General features: G+C 60.5%; 11 protein-coding genes and 1 tRNA gene. All 12 read left to right on the plus strand.

Going from position 1 to position 15,352, the window contains the following annotated elements:
- Window positions 1-46: 46 nt before the first annotated feature.
- Window positions 47-3,793: a bifunctional diguanylate cyclase/phosphodiesterase gene (locus ACZ9BE_RS21905; RefSeq protein WP_476249929.1), complete on the plus strand. Its 3,747-nt coding sequence runs from the start codon at window positions 47-49 to the stop codon at window positions 3,791-3,793.
- A gap of 15 nt (window positions 3,794-3,808) precedes the next feature.
- Window positions 3,809-3,885 (plus strand) — tRNA-Ile (locus ACZ9BE_RS21910).
- 454 nt (window positions 3,886-4,339) lie between these two features.
- Window positions 4,340-4,801, plus strand: a complete 462-nt coding sequence (locus ACZ9BE_RS21915) for an Lrp/AsnC family transcriptional regulator (RefSeq protein WP_041476707.1) — start codon at window positions 4,340-4,342, stop codon at window positions 4,799-4,801.
- Window positions 4,802-5,024: 223 nt separating this feature from the next.
- On the plus strand, window positions 5,025-6,707 hold the full coding sequence (locus tag ACZ9BE_RS21920; RefSeq protein ID WP_016772878.1) for a flavin monoamine oxidase family protein: 1,683 nt from the start codon (window positions 5,025-5,027) through the stop codon (window positions 6,705-6,707).
- A 12-nt stretch (window positions 6,708-6,719) separates the two neighbouring features.
- Window positions 6,720-7,514, plus strand: coding sequence for a carbon-nitrogen hydrolase family protein (locus tag ACZ9BE_RS21925; RefSeq protein ID WP_460059468.1), 795 nt, complete (start codon window positions 6,720-6,722; stop codon window positions 7,512-7,514).
- Window positions 7,515-7,552: 38 nt separating this feature from the next.
- Window positions 7,553-9,964, plus strand: a complete 2,412-nt coding sequence (pqqF, locus tag ACZ9BE_RS21930) for a pyrroloquinoline quinone biosynthesis protein PqqF (RefSeq protein WP_476249930.1) — start codon at window positions 7,553-7,555, stop codon at window positions 9,962-9,964.
- A 156-nt stretch (window positions 9,965-10,120) separates the two neighbouring features.
- A complete protein-coding gene (gene pqqA / locus ACZ9BE_RS21935) occupies window positions 10,121-10,195 on the plus strand; it encodes a pyrroloquinoline quinone precursor peptide PqqA (protein WP_003444522.1) in 75 nt (24 codons plus the stop codon).
- Window positions 10,196-10,276: 81 nt separating this feature from the next.
- The gene (pqqB, locus tag ACZ9BE_RS21940) at window positions 10,277-11,188 is read left to right on the plus strand and encodes a pyrroloquinoline quinone biosynthesis protein PqqB (protein WP_256808082.1); all 912 of its coding nucleotides are present in this window, start codon (window positions 10,277-10,279) and stop codon (window positions 11,186-11,188) included.
- 139 nt (window positions 11,189-11,327) lie between these two features.
- Window positions 11,328-12,080, plus strand: a complete 753-nt coding sequence (gene pqqC, locus ACZ9BE_RS21945) for a pyrroloquinoline-quinone synthase PqqC (RefSeq protein WP_039757691.1) — start codon at window positions 11,328-11,330, stop codon at window positions 12,078-12,080.
- On the plus strand, window positions 12,077-12,352 hold the full coding sequence (gene pqqD / locus ACZ9BE_RS21950) for a pyrroloquinoline quinone biosynthesis peptide chaperone PqqD (protein WP_056786642.1): 276 nt from the start codon (window positions 12,077-12,079) through the stop codon (window positions 12,350-12,352). The genes pqqC and pqqD overlap by 4 nt, the downstream gene beginning before the upstream one ends.
- Window positions 12,324-13,496, plus strand: a complete 1,173-nt coding sequence (pqqE, locus tag ACZ9BE_RS21955) for a pyrroloquinoline quinone biosynthesis protein PqqE (protein ID WP_252868388.1) — start codon at window positions 12,324-12,326, stop codon at window positions 13,494-13,496. The genes pqqD and pqqE overlap by 29 nt, the downstream gene beginning before the upstream one ends.
- Entirely contained in the window at window positions 13,462-15,261 is a 1,800-nt protein-coding gene (locus ACZ9BE_RS21960; protein ID WP_476249931.1) for a S9 family peptidase, read from the plus strand. Before pqqE ends, ACZ9BE_RS21960 begins: the two co-directional genes overlap by 35 nt.
- Window positions 15,262-15,352: the final 91 nt, after the last annotated feature.

Raw genomic sequence — 15,352 nt, forward strand, 5'->3', positions numbered from 1 at the left:
CCCGTCTACACTCGAAACAATCACTTCAAGCCCTGACGAGAGCGTTATGCCCAGACTGGCGCCCGTGCTTTTTCTGCTGTCATTGATGATCTGCACCGCCACGGCTGACGCGCTGACTCTCACCGATGAAGAACGCAGCTGGCTGGCGGCTCACCCTGACTTGCGCCTGGGTGTTGATGCATCGTGGCCGCCCTTCGAGTTCCGTGACGATCAGAACCGCTATCAGGGCCTGGCTGCCGACTATATCGAGGTGATCCGTGAACGTCTGGCAATCAAGCTGACGCCCATCGAGCCAGCAAGCTGGACAGTGGTGCTGGAGCAGGTGAAAAAAGGCAAAATCGATTTGCTGCCGGGAATCATGTCCACGCCGGAGCGCCAGAACTATCTGTCGTTTACCCGGCCGTACCTGGACTTCCCGATCGTCATCCTCGCCCATGTCGGCGGCGCCCAGCCGCGCAAACTTGACGACCTGTACGGTCTGAAAATCGCCGTAGTGGAAAACTATGCCCCCCACGAACTGCTGCGCACTCACCATCCCGATCTGAATCTGGTGGCCATGCCCAATGTCAGTTCGGCGCTGCAAGCCCTGGCGACTGACGAAGTGGACGCGGTGGTCGGCGATCTGGCTTCGAGCGTGTGGAGCCTGCGCCAGCTCAAACTCGACGGCCTCTACGTCAGCGGCGAAACCCCGTATCGTTATCAACTGGCAATGGCCGTGCCTCGCGATAACAAAATGTTGGTGGGCATCCTCGATAAAGTCCTGGCCGACATGACACCGGCGGAAATCAGCAGCATTCAGGAACATTGGGTCGGTAATGTGCTCGACCACCGCACGTTCTGGTCGGACCTGCTGATGTATGGCCTGCCCGGTCTGTTGTTGTTGATGACGGTGCTGGCCGTGGTGATTCGCATCAACCGTCGCCTGAGCTCGGAAATCTCCCGGCGCATCGACCTCGAACAGGAATTGCGCAGCAGCGAATATCACTACCGTGGCCTGGTGGAGAGCTTGTCGGCGATTGCCTGGGAAGCGCGGATGAGCGACTTCACCTACAGCTATGTTTCGCCCCATGCTGAAGACCTGCTCGGGTATCCACAGTCTCACTGGCTGATTCCGGGTTTCTGGCACAACATCATTCACCCCGCCGACCTGACCCGCACGCAAAACTATTGCAGGGAAGCGCTGCGCCAGGGCCGCGATCACATCGTCGACTATCGCGTGATCACCGCCGACGGCCGCTGCCTGTGGGTGCGCGACATTGTCAGCCTGATCGAGCATGGCCACGAACCGGTGATGCGCGGGTTGATGATCGATATCAGCGAAATCAAACGCACCGAAGAAGCGCTGCGGCTGTCCGAGCAGAAGTTCGCTTCGGTGTTTGAGCAATGCCCGGACATTCTGGTGATTGCGCGCCTGTCCGACGGCTGCCTGCTGGAGGTTAACGAGGCCTTCGAAGAGCAGATCGGCCTCAGGGCCGAGGAGGTGATCGGCCAGACCGCCACCAACCTCAATATCTGGGGCATCCCCGGGGTGGGGCCGGGCCTCTTGCAGCGTTTGCAGGCCGGCAGCATCCGTAATCTGGAAATGCCCTTTCGCCGCAACAACGGCCAACTGTTCACCGGGCTGATTTCCGCCGAGCCCTTCGACCTCGATACCACACCGGCGCTGGTGGTTGTAGTACGCGACATCAGCCAGCTCAAGGAAACCCAACAGCAACTGCAAACCTCTGAAGAAAAATTCGCCAAGGCTTTCCATGCGTCGCCCGACGGCCTGTTGCTGTCGCGCCAGAGCGACGGCCTGCTGCTGGAGGTTAACGAAGGTTTCAGCCGCATCACCGGTTTCAACAGCGCCATGTCGGTGGATCGGTCGACACTGGACCTGGGTATCTGGGTCAACCTCAACGAACGCAAGCAGATGCTCGATCTGCTAAAGCGCGACGGGTTTGTACGCGACTTCACTTGCCACATCCGTCGCAGCGACGGGCAGATTCGCCTGTGCGAAGTGTCCAGTCGACCGCTGCCGATCGGCGACGAGGATTGCATGCTGACCATCGCCCGCGACATCACCGAACGCCATCTCATGCAGGAAAAACTGCAGCAGGCCGCGACCGTTTTCGAGAGCACCGCCGAGGGCGTGTTGATCACCGATACTCAACAACACATCAGCGCCGTCAATCGCGCATTCACCGAAATCACCGGTTACAGCGAAAGTGAAGCGCTGGGCCACACGCCACGCTTGCTGGCGTCAGGGCTGCATGACAGCGCTTTCTACGCGGCGATGTGGCACCAATTGACTGACGAAGGCCACTGGCAAGGCGAGATTTCCAACCGGCGCAAGAACGGCGAGCTGTACCCGAGCTGGCTGACCATCAGCGCCGTGCGCAATCGCGACAAGTTCATCACTCACTTCGTCGCGGTGTTCGCCGATATTTCCAGCCTCAAGCATGCCCAGGCCAAGCTTGATTACCAGGCTCACCACGACCCGCTCACCGGCTTGCCAAACCGCACCTTGTTCGAGAGCCGCCTGCAAATGGCCCTGACCAGCCAGCAGGAAAATGGCGGCCAGGGTGCCGTGCTGTTTCTCGATCTCGACCGTTTCAAACACATCAACGACAGCCTCGGCCACCCGGTCGGCGACCTGTTGCTCAAGGGCATCGCCGTGCGCTTGAAAGAACAATTGCGCGATATCGACACGGTCGCGCGGCTGGGCGGCGACGAGTTCATCATTCTGCTGCCGGGCCTGCAGCAAGCCAGCGATGCCGACAACATCGCGACGAAACTGCTCAACTGCTTCGGTGCGCCGTTCCAGGCCGGCGAACACGAGTTTTTTATCAGCGCGAGCATCGGCACCAGCCTCTATCCCCGCGACGGCTGCGATGTCGCCACCCTGGTGAAAAACGCGGACGCGGCGATGTACCGCTCCAAAGCCAAGGGGCGTAACCGCGTCGAAAGCTACACCCGCGACCTCACCGCCCAAGCCAGCGAGCGCGTAGCGTTGGAACACGAACTGCGCCGCGCCATCGAGCGCGATGAGCTGTTTCTCTATTACCAACCGAAAATCAGCCTGGTCGACCACAGTCTGGTCGGTGCAGAGGCGCTGATTCGCTGGCGCCACCCAACCTTCGGCGACGTGCCGCCCGAGCATTTCATTCCGCTGGCCGAAGAGAACGGCATGATCCTGCAGATCGGTGACTGGGTGCTCGAAACCGCTTGCCGGCAAATGTTCGAGTGGAGCCGGATCTACCAACCGCTCGGGCCGCTCTCGGTAAACCTCGCTGGCGCACAGCTGCGTCAGCCGAACCTGTTGGTGCGCATCGAGCAACTGCTCAAGGACAACCGCCTCAGGCCGGATTTACTGCAACTGGAAATTACCGAGAATTTCATCATGAGTCAGGCCGAAGAGGCGCTGGCAGTGTTGCACCAGCTCAAACACCTCGGCGTGCAACTGGCGATCGATGACTTCGGCACCGGCTACTCCTCGCTCAGCTATCTCAAACGCCTGCCGCTGGACATCCTCAAGATCGACCAGTCCTTCGTCCGCGGACTGCCTGACGACCCCCACGACGCGGCCATTGTGCGCGCCATCATCGCGCTCGGTCGCAGCATGCAATTCACCGTGATTGCCGAAGGCGTGGAAACCCAGGCGCAACAACAATTCCTCGCCGCAGAAGGTTGTGAACAGATCCAGGGCTACATCGTCAGCCTGCCGCTGCCCCCGGACGAATTCGCCGCGACGTTTCTGCATATAACCGTATCGGATTTTTCGGATAGCACAGCCGCGAAACCGTCGCTATAATCCGCGGCCTACTGAGGGCCTATAGCTCAGTTGGTTAGAGCAGAGGACTCATAATCCTTTGGTCCACGGTTCGAGTCCGTGTGGGCCCACCAAATTGAAAAGCCGCGCTTGATGCGCGGCTTTTTTGTGGGCGAGTGGTTGGGTTTCGTCTCGGCGGGCGCAATGTTCGGAAGACCTAACCAGAGCTGTAGGAAAGATCCTAAGCTGCGGTTTTGAGCGGTTAGACAAAAATCCGTGTGAGAGAAAGCAAAAAGCCCCGATGCTTGCGCAACGGGGCTTTCTGTAAATCTGAAATATCGGCCTGTCCTTTTACGGTTTCCCGCTTATCCCGCTCACTGGCTAGGAGTGGCTTGCGCCACCGAAATCAACACCCTTTGCTTACAAAGTTCCGGTCTGTGCTGACGTACCGATCATAGCCCTTGAACCTGACAAGAGCAACCGTCACAGCCGTTATCCCTCTCATCGAGCGATGGGTTCCAAATATGCTCCAATGCGCTTGACCCTGTACCATCGGCAATCTCATCGCCCACGCCATCGGAGCCCACCTTGCCAGACACCCGCCAACCCATCCTCGACGAAATCGACCGTCAGCTAATCGCCGCGCTGCAAATCAACGCCCGCGAAAGCGTGGCCATGCTCGCCCGTCAGCTAGGCATTGCTCGCACGACGGTGACGTCGCGCCTGGCCCGGCTGGAAAAGGCCAGAGTGATCACCGGTTATGGCGTGCGTCTTGGTCAGCGTGTGGTCGATGGTGGCTTGCAGGCGTACGTCGGGATCAAGGTGCAGCCGCGTTCCGGCAAGGACGTGTTGCGGCGTTTGAGTGCGATGGCGCAGGTGCAGCAGTTGTGTGCAGTGAGTGGCGAGTTTGATTATGTGGCGTGGTTGCGCACCGACTCGCCGGAGCAGCTCGATCAGTTGCTGGATCAGATTGGCAGCGTCGATGGGGTGGAGAAGACCACGACGTCGATCATTCTGAGCAGCAAGATTGATCGGGGGCAGCCGGTTTAAGATTTTGATCGAGCTTCTCGGGTGAATTTCAGAGCCTCTTCGCGAGCAGGCTCGCTCCCACATTTTGGTCGGTATGCAGCCTGCAATCGTCAGTCTGCACAACAATCAGGCAAAACGACGACACATTGCGCCTTATTAACGCGCTCCACGCTCCCTAGAATGGCTGACATCTTTTCCTATACTCAGACGCGAATCCTGCGTCGGGTCGTCAACAAGGTCAGCCATGAACAAGAACAACCGCCATCCTGCAGACGGAAAAAAACCAGTCACCATTTTCGGTCCGGACTTTCCGTTCGCGTTTGACGACTGGATCGAGCATCCCGCCGGCCTGGGGAGCATTCCCGAGCAGCACCATGGCGCTGAGGTGGCGATTGTCGGGGCGGGCATTGCCGGTCTGGTGGCTGCGTATGAACTGATGAAACTCGGTTTGAAACCGGTGGTGTACGAGGCGTCGAAACTCGGCGGTCGTCTGCGCTCGCAAGCCTTCAACGGTACCGACGCCATCGTCGCGGAGCTTGGCGGCATGCGCTTTCCAGTGTCCTCCACGGCGTTCTATCACTACGTGGACAAGCTCGGCCTCGAAACCAAGCCTTTCCCCAACCCGCTGACCGGTGCTTCGGGCAGTACCGTGATCGATCTGGAAGGCGAAACCTATTACGCCGAAAGCCTGAAGGATCTTCCTGCTTTGTTCCAGGAAGTCGCTGACGCCTGGGCAGATGCGCTGGAAGCCGGTTCGCAGTTCTCCGATATCCAGCAAGCCATTCGCGATCGCGATGTGCCGCGCCTGAAAGAGCTGTGGAACAAGCTGGTGCCGCTGTGGGACGACCGGACCTTTTATGACTTCGTCGCCACCTCGAAAGCCTTCGCCAAATTGTCGTTCCAGCATCGCGAAGTGTTCGGGCAGGTCGGTTTCGGCACCGGCGGCTGGGATTCGGACTTCCCCAATTCGATGCTGGAAATCTTCCGCGTGGTGATGACCAATTGCGACGATCACCAACACCTGGTGGTCGGTGGCGTCGAACAGGTGCCACAGGGCATCTGGCGCCATGTGCCGGAGCGCTGCGTGCACTGGCCGGCCGGCACCAGCCTGAAATCCCTGCACCGTGGCGCACCACGTTCCGGTGTGAAGAAAATTGCTCACGCACCGCAAGGCCGTTTCGCCGTTACCGACAACAACGGTGACACCCGCGAATACGCCGCCGTCCTGACAACCTGCCAGAGCTGGCTGCTGACCACTCAGATCGAATGCGATGAAACCCTGTTCTCGCAGAAGATGTGGATGGCCCTCGACCGCACGCGCTACATGCAGTCGTCGAAAACCTTCGTGATGGTCGACCGGCCATTCTGGAAGGACAAGGATCCGGAGACCGGCCGCGATGTGATGAGCATGACCCTCACCGATCGCCTGACCCGTGGCACCTATCTGTTCGACAACGGTGACGACAAGCCGGGGGTGATCTGTCTGTCGTACTCGTGGATGAGCGACGCGCTGAAAATGCTCCCGCATCCGGTGGAGAAACGCGTTGAGCTGGCGTTGAACGCGCTGAAAAAGATCTACCCGAAAGTAGACATTGCCGCGCGGATCATCGGCGACCCGATCACCGTGTCGTGGGAAGCCGATCCGTATTTCCTCGGTGCCTTCAAAGGCGCCCTGCCCGGCCATTACCGCTACAACCAGCGCATGTACGCGCACTTCATGCAGGACGACATGCCGGCCGAGCAGCGCGGGATTTTCATCGCCGGCGACGACGTGTCGTGGACACCGGCGTGGGTCGAAGGCGCAGTGCAGACTTCGCTCAACGCGGTGTGGGGCATCATGAAACATTTCGGCGGATCCACACATAAAGAGAACCCCGGCCCGGGTGATGTGTTCAAAGACATCGGCCCTATCGCCCTGCCCGAGTAAGAGGATTCCCCGATGCGCGTAGCCGTTTACCAATGTCCACCGCTGCCACTGGACCCCGCCGCCAACCTGCATCGCCTGCATCAAGTAGCGATGGAGGCCAAAGGCGCCGATCTGCTGGTGCTGCCGGAGATGTTCATGACCGGCTACAACATCGGCGCCGAAGCGGTCAGCACGCTGGCCGAGGTCTATAACGGTGAATGGGCGCAGCAGATCGGCCGGATTGCCAAGGCTGCGGGTCTGGCGATCGTTTACGGTTACCCGGAGCGCACCGCCGACGGGCAGATCTACAACGCCGTGCAACTGATCGACACCCATGGCGAGCGCCTGTGCAATTACCGCAAGTCGCATCTGTTCGGCGACCTCGATCGGTCGATGTTCAGCTCCGGCGAAGCGGAGTTGCCGGTGGTTGAGCTGAACGGCTGGAAGCTCGGCTTCCTGATCTGCTACGACCTGGAGTTTCCGGAAAACGCGCGGCGCCTGGCCTTGGCCGGCGCCGAGCTGATCGTGGTGCCGACGGCCAACATGATTCCGTTCGATTTCGTTGCCGATGTCACCGTGCGTGCCCGCGCCTTCGAAAACCAGTGCTACGTGGCTTACGCCAATTACTGCGGACATGAAGGCGATATCCAGTATTGCGGGCAAAGCAGCATTGCCGCGCCGGACGGCAGCCGCATCGCTCTGGCAGGTCTGGACGAGGCGTTGATCGTCGGTGAACTGGATCGACAACTGATGAACGATTCACGCCGGGCCAATCGCTATCTCAGCGATCGCCGCCCGGAGCTTTACGGCGCGCTCAACCGCCGCTAATCCGCTAGCATGGGCACTTCACTGTTCTGGAAGTGCCCATGCCCGCGCCGACTCATCCCCGCCCCCACTCTGAAACCCTGGCCAACGGCCTGCGCGTGACCCTGCGTCACGTGCCCGGTCTCAAGCGCAGCGCTGCCGCGTTGCGCGTGGCGGCCGGCAGCCATGACGTGCCATTGGCATGGCCGGGGCTGGCGCATTTTCTTGAGCACTTGCTGTTTCTCGGCACCGAGCGTTTTCCCACAGACGAAGGGCTGATGGCCTACGTGCAACGTCACGGCGGCCAAGTGAATGCCAGCACCCGTGAGCGCACCACGGATTTTTTCTTCGAGTTGCCTGTGTCGTCCTTCAGCGCGGGGCTCGAGCGTCTGTCAGACATGCTCGCCCGGCCACGGATGAATCGGGACGATCAACTGCGTGAACGGGAAGTGCTGCAGGCGGAGTTTGTCGCCTGGTCGCAGGATCCGACAGCGCAACAGCAGTTTGCCCTGTATGCAGGTTTACCCGCGCACCACCCGTTGCGTGGATTTCATGCGGGCAATCGGGACAGCTTGCAGGTCGAATCGCCAGGGTTTCAGTGGGCGCTGCAAGACTTCCATCAGCAGTTTTATCGAACCGGGCAAATGAGCCTGAGTATGGTCGGGCCACAAAGTATCGATGAGCTTCGGGAGCTGGCGCAGCAATTCGCAGCGGTGTTGCCGGTTGGGGATAAAGTTGCCCAGGCCGCACCGCCACTGTTGGCAGTGAACAGTTATCAACAGGTCGGCGCTCACGCGAACCTGTTATTCGCTTTCGACGCGTTGCCCGAGTCATCCGCCGAGGCGATGGCTTTTCTCTGTCATTGGTTGAATAGCGCAAAACCTGGTGGATTGCTCGCATACCTGCATCAACAGAATCTGGCTGACAGCCTGAAAGCCACGCCGCTCTACCAGTTCGCCGGCCAAGCGCTGCTGCATCTTCAATTCAATGCTGGCGGCGACCGCCTGGATACCATTCGCGAACACCTGCTGGACTGGCTGAGCTTCTTCGCCCGTCAGGACTGGACGCCGTTGCGCGAGGAATACGCCGCCCTGCTTCAGCGCCAGCAGCAAGTCAGCGGCGCATTGCAACTGGCGCGAACCGACATCGAGCAGCAAGCATTCGGCCTGTCCGAATCCGGCGCTGCCGCGCTTGAGCACATCCTCCGCGAAATCGCTGTTGTGGATAACTTCAGCGATCATTGGCTCCTGCCCGCCGCCAACCCTTTCTTGCGCGCCAGTGAACCGCTGGCCAACGCCGGGCTGATTCGCGGCCAGACCAGCGCCCACCGTGGCCTGCGCACCTTCGCCCAGGATCGCTCGCGCAGTCGTCGCGAGCGATCGCCGATGCAGTTCAGCCAGGCCCTGCCGGACAACAGCGATGAGGGCGCGATTTACCTGCGCTGGCAGGTCGAGACGGCGGCCAGCGCCGATCTGCGCTCAAGATTGCAGCGCAGTCTGCGCCAGACCCGACAGGATGCGTCCGAAGCCGGAGTGAACTTGTCTTTCAGCGCCGCAGGTAACCAATGCCTGCTGAAAATGACCGGACTACAGGAACCGATGCCCAGCATCCTCGAGCATGCGCTGAAATGTCTGACGATGATCGGCGCCGATTCGCCGCGCGACGAGGTGCAGATACCGTCGATGCCGATCCGCCAACTACTCGAAGCGTTGCCGGAAAAATGCGTGCCCACGATTGAAACCAGCGACGACGCCAATCAGTTGTGGACGACTTCGCGCTGGGACGGCCTCGCTCTAGGCCTTAACCAATCCACCCAGTCAGCCTTGGGCCTGGCGCTGAGCCGCATTCCCGGCACACCGGACAATCAGCTACCGGTTGCGTCGCTCACCCAAGCCCAGTACCACTGGAGCCAGATCAACACCGCCTCCAGCGAACACGCCTTGCTGCTGATCTGCCCGACAGCCAGCCGCGATATTGCTGACGAAGCGGCGTGGCGCCTTGTGGCTCAGCTGTGCCAGACACCTTTCTATCAGCGCCTGCGCGTCGAACTGCAATTGGGGTACGCCGTGTTCAGCGCGCTGCGTCAGTTGCACGGCATGACCGCGATTGTGTTTGGCGTGCAATCGCCGACGACTTCGGCCGCCGAGTTGCTCGAATATATTCAAGAGTTTTTCAACGGCATTCCCGCGCTGATCGAAACGTTCGATGAAGCAAGCCTCGAGCAACAGCGTCAAAGCCTCGTCGATCAGTTCGACGACACCACACTGTCCACCAAGGATGCCGCCGAACTCCTCTGGCAAGGCAAACTTGCCGGCCATTCGTCGGATTACCGGGAGCAGTTGGTCACGGCGATCCGGCAACTCGATCGCCAGGCTTTGCTGGCCGCTGCGCAGCGCCTGATCAATGCCGAGGGCGGCTGGCATTGCCTGGCCAATGAATCGATGCCGGGCACACCGTGGCAAGCGGCAAACTGATCATTACCGAGGCTGCAAGGAGCTTTCTCAAAGATTCACGGGTCACGGCGTTGAAATTTTGAGTAACATAGCCGCCTAACTAATTGGAACATCACCGCGCTACCGTGGACTATAACTATGGATAGCGCTATCCCAACCCTCAGAAGGAGACATCTCATGGCCTGGACCAAACCTGCTTACACCGACCTGCGTATCGGCTTCGAAGTCACCATGTACTTCGCCAGCCGCTGAGTTCTGCCTACGCAGAATCGCAGTGCAACGCCTCGGCTCGCCGAGGCGTTTTATTTTCCGCGTTGAAATGATGGAGCGTTCATGTTCGTCCAGATTCTGGGTTCGGCCGCCGGTGGCGGTTTTCCGCAGTGGAACTGCAACTGCGTCAACTGCGCAGGTTTTCGCGACGGCAGCCTGAACGCCAAGGCCCGCACCCAATCGTCCATCGCCATTTCCGATGACGGCGTGAACTGGGTGCTGTGCAATGCCTCGCCGGACATCCGCGCGCAACTGCAAAGCTTCGCCCCGATGCAACCGGGCCGGGCCCTGCGCGACACCGGCATCAGCGCGATCATCCTGATGGACAGCCAGATCGACCACACCACCGGCCTGCTCAGCCTGCGCGAAGGATGCCCGCATCAGGTCTGGTGCACGGACATGGTTCAGGAAGACCTGAGCACCGGTTTTCCCCTGTTCAAGATGCTCACCCACTGGAACGGCGGGCTGGACTGGAACCGTATCGAGCTCGACCAGAGCTTCACCGTAGCCGCCTGCCCGAATCTGCGTTTCACCCCGTTGCCGTTGCGCAGCGCCGCGCCGCCGTATTCGCCGCACCGTTTCGATCCGCATCCGGGCGACAACATCGGTTTGATCGTTGAAGACCTCAACACTGGCGGCAAGCTGTTCTACGCGCCGGGACTGGGCAAGGTCGATGCGCCGTTGCTGGAAATCATGGCGGGCAGCGATTGCCTGCTGGTCGACGGCACGCTGTGGGATGACGATGAAATGCAGCGCCGTGGCGTCGGCACCCGCACCGGTCGCGAGATGGGCCATCTGGCACAGAACGGCGCCGGCGGCATGCTCGAAGTGCTGGAGCAGTTGCCCGAGCAACGCAAGGTGCTTATCCACATCAACAACACCAACCCGATCCTCGATGAAGATTCGCCGGAGCGTGCCGAACTGGCGCGGCGTAATGTTGAAGTGGCGTTCGACGGCATGAGTATCGTGCTTTAAGCAATCGAGACCGCTGCGCGGTCTATCGCGAGCAGGCTCACTCCTACAATGGAATGCGATCAACTGTGGGAGCGAGCCTGCTCGCGAAGAAGCCAGCACAGACACCAGAGATTCCCAGGGTTGTTCCCGGAGAACAGACATGACCGACACCCCGCTGTCCCCCGCCGAATTCGAAGCGGCCCTGCGCGCCAAGGGCGCCTACTACCACATCTACCACCCTTACCACGTGGCGATGTACGAAGGCCGTGCGACCCGCGAGCAGATTCAGGGCTGGGTCGCCAACCGCTTCTACTATCAGGTGAACATTCCCCTGAAGGACGCAGCGATCCTCGCCAATTGCCCGGATCGGGAAATCCGCCGCGAGTGGATTCAGCGCCTGCTCGACCACGACGGCGCACCCGGTGAAGATGGCGGCATCGAAGCCTGGCTGCGTCTGGGCCAGGCTGTTGGCCTCGACCCGGACCAATTGCGCTCCCAGGAACTGGTGCTGCCCGGCGTGCGTTTCGCCGTCGATGCCTACGTCAACTTCGCCCGTCGCGCCAGTTGGCAGGAGGCCGCCAGCAGCTCGCTGACCGAACTGTTCGCGCCGCAGATCCACCAGTCGCGTCTGGACAGTTGGCCGCAGCATTACCCGTGGATCGACCCGGCCGGTTATGAATATTTCCGCACCCGCCTCGGTCAGGCGCGGCGTGACGTCGAACATGGGCTGGCGATCACCCTCGAGCACTACAAGACCCGCGAAGGCCAGGAGCGCATGCTGGAAATTCTCCAGTTCAAACTGGACATTCTTTGGAGCATGCTCGATGCCATGAGCATGGCCTACGAACTGAACCGTCCGCCGTATCACAGCGTGACCGAACAACGGGTCTGGCATAAAGGAATCATCTTATGAGTTTCGACCGCAGCAAAGTGCCGAGCTGGCGCCCGGGCTATCGCTTCCAATACGAGCCGGCGCAAAAGGGTCACGTGCTGCTCTACCCTGAAGGCATGATCAAACTCAACGACAGCGCCGCACTGATCGGCGGCTTGATTGATGGTGAACGCGATGTCGCGGCGATCATTGCCAAACTCGACGAGCAGTTCCCCGGCGTGCCCGAGCTTGGTGATGACATCGAGCAATTCATGGAGGTTGCCCGTGCGCAGCACTGGATCGAACTTGCCTGATTCGTCCGTGCAAGTCCCGCCAAAACCTGAAGTCGGCCTGCCGCTGTGGCTGCTCGCCGAGCTGACCTACCGTTGCCCGTTGCAATGCCCGTATTGCTCGAACCCACTGGATTTCGCCGAGCAGGGCAAAGAGCTGACCACCGAGCAATGGATCAAGGTGTTCCGCGAAGCGCGGGAGATGGGCGCGGCGCAATTGGGCTTTTCCGGCGGCGAACCGCTGGTGCGTCAGGACTTGGCCGAACTGATCCATGAAGCGCGGCAGCTGGGTTTCTACACCAACCTGATCACCTCCGGCATTGGCCTGACCGAGCAGAAAATCAGCGACTTCAAAAAGGCCGGGCTCGATCACATCCAGATCAGTTTTCAGGCCAGCGACGAGCAAGTGAACAACCTGCTCGCCGGTTCGAAAAAGGCCTTTGCGCAAAAGCTGGAAATGGCTCGCGCAGTCAAGGCCCACGGCTATCCGATGGTGCTGAACTTCGTCACCCATCGGCACAACATCGACAAGATCGACCGCATTATCGAACTGTGCATTGCGCTGGAGGCCGACTTCGTCGAACTCGCCACTTGCCAGTTCTACGGCTGGGCGCAGCTCAACCGTGTTGGCCTGCTGCCGACCAAGGAGCAACTGGTGCGCGCCGAACGCATCACCAACGAATACCGGGCCAGACTGGAAGCCGAAGGGCATCCGTGCAAGCTGATTTTCGTCACTCCGGACTATTACGAAGAACGCCCGAAAGCCTGCATGAACGGCTGGGGCAGCATCTTCCTGACCGTCACCCCGGACGGCACCGCCCTGCCCTGCCATGGTGCCCGCCAGATGCCGGTGCAGTTTCCCAACGTGCGCGATCACAGCATGCAGCACATCTGGTACGACTCGTTCGGCTTCAACCGTTTTCGCGGTTACGACTGGATGCCCGAGCCGTGCCGCTCTTGCGACGAGAAAGAAAAGGACTTCGGCGGCTGCCGCTGCCAGGCGTTCATGCTCACCGGTGATGCCAGTAATGCCGACCCGGTGTGCAGCAAGTCCGAACATCACGGCGTGATTCTCCAGGCCCGCGAAGAAGCCGAGACCGCCACTCAAACCATCGAACAATTGGCCTTTCGCAATGAACGAAACTCACGCCTCATCGCCAAGGGCTGAGCCTTTCAGCGCCGCCCAAGCCGTCGCCGCCGGAACCGACTTCGCCGAACTGCAGCTCGGCGCCCATGGTGTGTTCTGGAATGAATACCGCCCCGAGGATGCCGCATGCCGGATCTGGCATTGGCGCGATGGCGCAGCGAAAAGTCTGACGCCGGACGGCTTCAGCGTGCGTAGCCGCGTGTACGAATATGGCGGTGGTGCGTTTTGTCTGACGCCTGACGGGGTGGTTTTCGTCAATGAAGCGGATCAGCAGATGTATCGGCAGGCGCTGGATGGCGAGCCGGTCGCGCTGACGTCGACTGACTGCCGCTACGGCGATCTGCAATTCGCCGCTGGCCGGGTATTGGCGGTTGAAGAGCAGCAGGATCGGCATCGCCTGGTGGCAATTGATCTGGCGACCGGTACGCGAGAGGTGCTGGCCGAGGGTGCGGATTTTTATGCGTCACCAACGCTCAGCCCCGATGGCCAGCGGCTGGCGTGGATCGAGTGGCGTCGCCCGCATCAGCCGTGGACCTCGACGCGCTTGATGGTCGCGCAAGGCGATTTTTCTGCGCCTCGCTGTGTTGCCGGTGAGCAGATCGAGGAGTCGATCCAGCAGCCGCGATTCGACGCTGATGGGCGGCTCTGTTGCCTGACGGACCGTGGCGGCTACTGGCAGCCGTGGGGCGAAACGTCTGATGGCTTGCACGCGCTACCGAGTGCCGAGGCCGATCACGCGCCCGCGCCGTGGCAGCTAGGCGGCTGCACGTGGCTGCCTGTCGGTGATCAATTTTTAGCCAGCTGGAGCGAGGATGGTTTCGGTCGCCTGGCCCTTGGAAGTGAAGATTTCAGCGGTGACTACAGCCGCTTCCGCCACTTGGCGATGGATCAACAATTCATCTATTGCATCGCTGCATCGCCGACCAGCCCGTCGGCAGTGATCGCCATTGATCGTGTGTCGCATGCCGTGAAAATCCTCGCTGGCGGCGTGGCTCCATTGCCTGCCGAACGCATCAGCCGTCCGCAGACCTTGCGTTATCCGAGCGGCTCCGGCGAGGCGCACGGTTTCTTTTACCCGGTCATGAGCGGTGAAGCGAAACCTCCGCTGGTGGTGTTTATCCACGGCGGCCCGACGTCGGCGTGCTATCCGATACTCGACCCGCGCATCCAGTACTGGACGCAGCGCGGCTTTGCTGTCGCCGACCTCAACTATCGCGGCAGCAGTGGCTATGGTCGCGAATATCGGCAAGCGCTGCATCTGCGCTGGGGCGAGGTGGATGTCGAGGATGCCTGCGCGGTGGTCAGCTATCTCGCTGGCCAAGGTTTGATCGATGGTGACCGCGCGTTCATTCGCGGTGGCAGTGCAGGTGGTTACACCACGTTGTGTGCACTGGCGTTCAGGCAGGTTTTCCGCGCAGGCGCCAGCCTCTACGGCGTCAGCGATCCGGTCGCGTTGGCCCGGGCCACGCACAAGTTCGAGGGCGATTATCTGGATTGGCTGATCGGCGATCCCGAAGGAGATGCCGAACGCTATGCCTCCCGCACGCCACTGCTGCACGCAGACAACATTCGCGTGCCGGTGATTTTCTTTCAAGGTGAACTGGACGCGGTGGTCGTGCCGCAACAAACCCGCGACATGGTCGCGGCGCTGGAGCACAACGGCATCCCGGTCGAGGCGCATTACTACCCTGACGAACGCCACGGCTTCCGCCGCGCGGCCAACCAGGCACATGCGCTGGAGCAGGAGTGGACGTTTTATCGGCGAGTGATGGGGCTAACTGACTGAGCCCTCACTTTGAGACTGCGTCGCTCCAATCGCGGGCAAGCCCGCTCCCACAGGTTATTTGGTGTACACAAAAATTGTGATCACTCATAAC

Source organism: Pseudomonas sp. TE9122 (genome assembly GCF_056278925.1).

What these genes read in the sequence shown, in the direction of transcription:
- ACZ9BE_RS21905 (WP_476249929.1), top strand. Translation starts at nt 47, where the DNA reads ATGCCCAGACTGGCGCCCGTGCTTTTTCTGCTGTCATTGATGATCTGC.
- ACZ9BE_RS21920 (WP_016772878.1), top strand. Translation starts at nt 5,025, where the DNA reads ATGAACAAGAACAACCGCCATCCTGCAGACGGAAAAAAACCAGTCACC.
- pqqB (WP_256808082.1), top strand. Translation starts at nt 10,277, where the DNA reads ATGTTCGTCCAGATTCTGGGTTCGGCCGCCGGTGGCGGTTTTCCGCAG.
- ACZ9BE_RS21960 (WP_476249931.1), top strand. Translation starts at nt 13,462, where the DNA reads ATGAACGAAACTCACGCCTCATCGCCAAGGGCTGAGCCTTTCAGCGCC.
- ACZ9BE_RS21925 (WP_460059468.1), top strand. Translation starts at nt 6,720, where the DNA reads ATGCGCGTAGCCGTTTACCAATGTCCACCGCTGCCACTGGACCCCGCC.
- pqqD (WP_056786642.1), top strand. Translation starts at nt 12,077, where the DNA reads ATGAGTTTCGACCGCAGCAAAGTGCCGAGCTGGCGCCCGGGCTATCGC.
- pqqF (WP_476249930.1), top strand. Translation starts at nt 7,553, where the DNA reads ATGCCCGCGCCGACTCATCCCCGCCCCCACTCTGAAACCCTGGCCAAC.
- pqqC (WP_039757691.1), top strand. Translation starts at nt 11,328, where the DNA reads ATGACCGACACCCCGCTGTCCCCCGCCGAATTCGAAGCGGCCCTGCGC.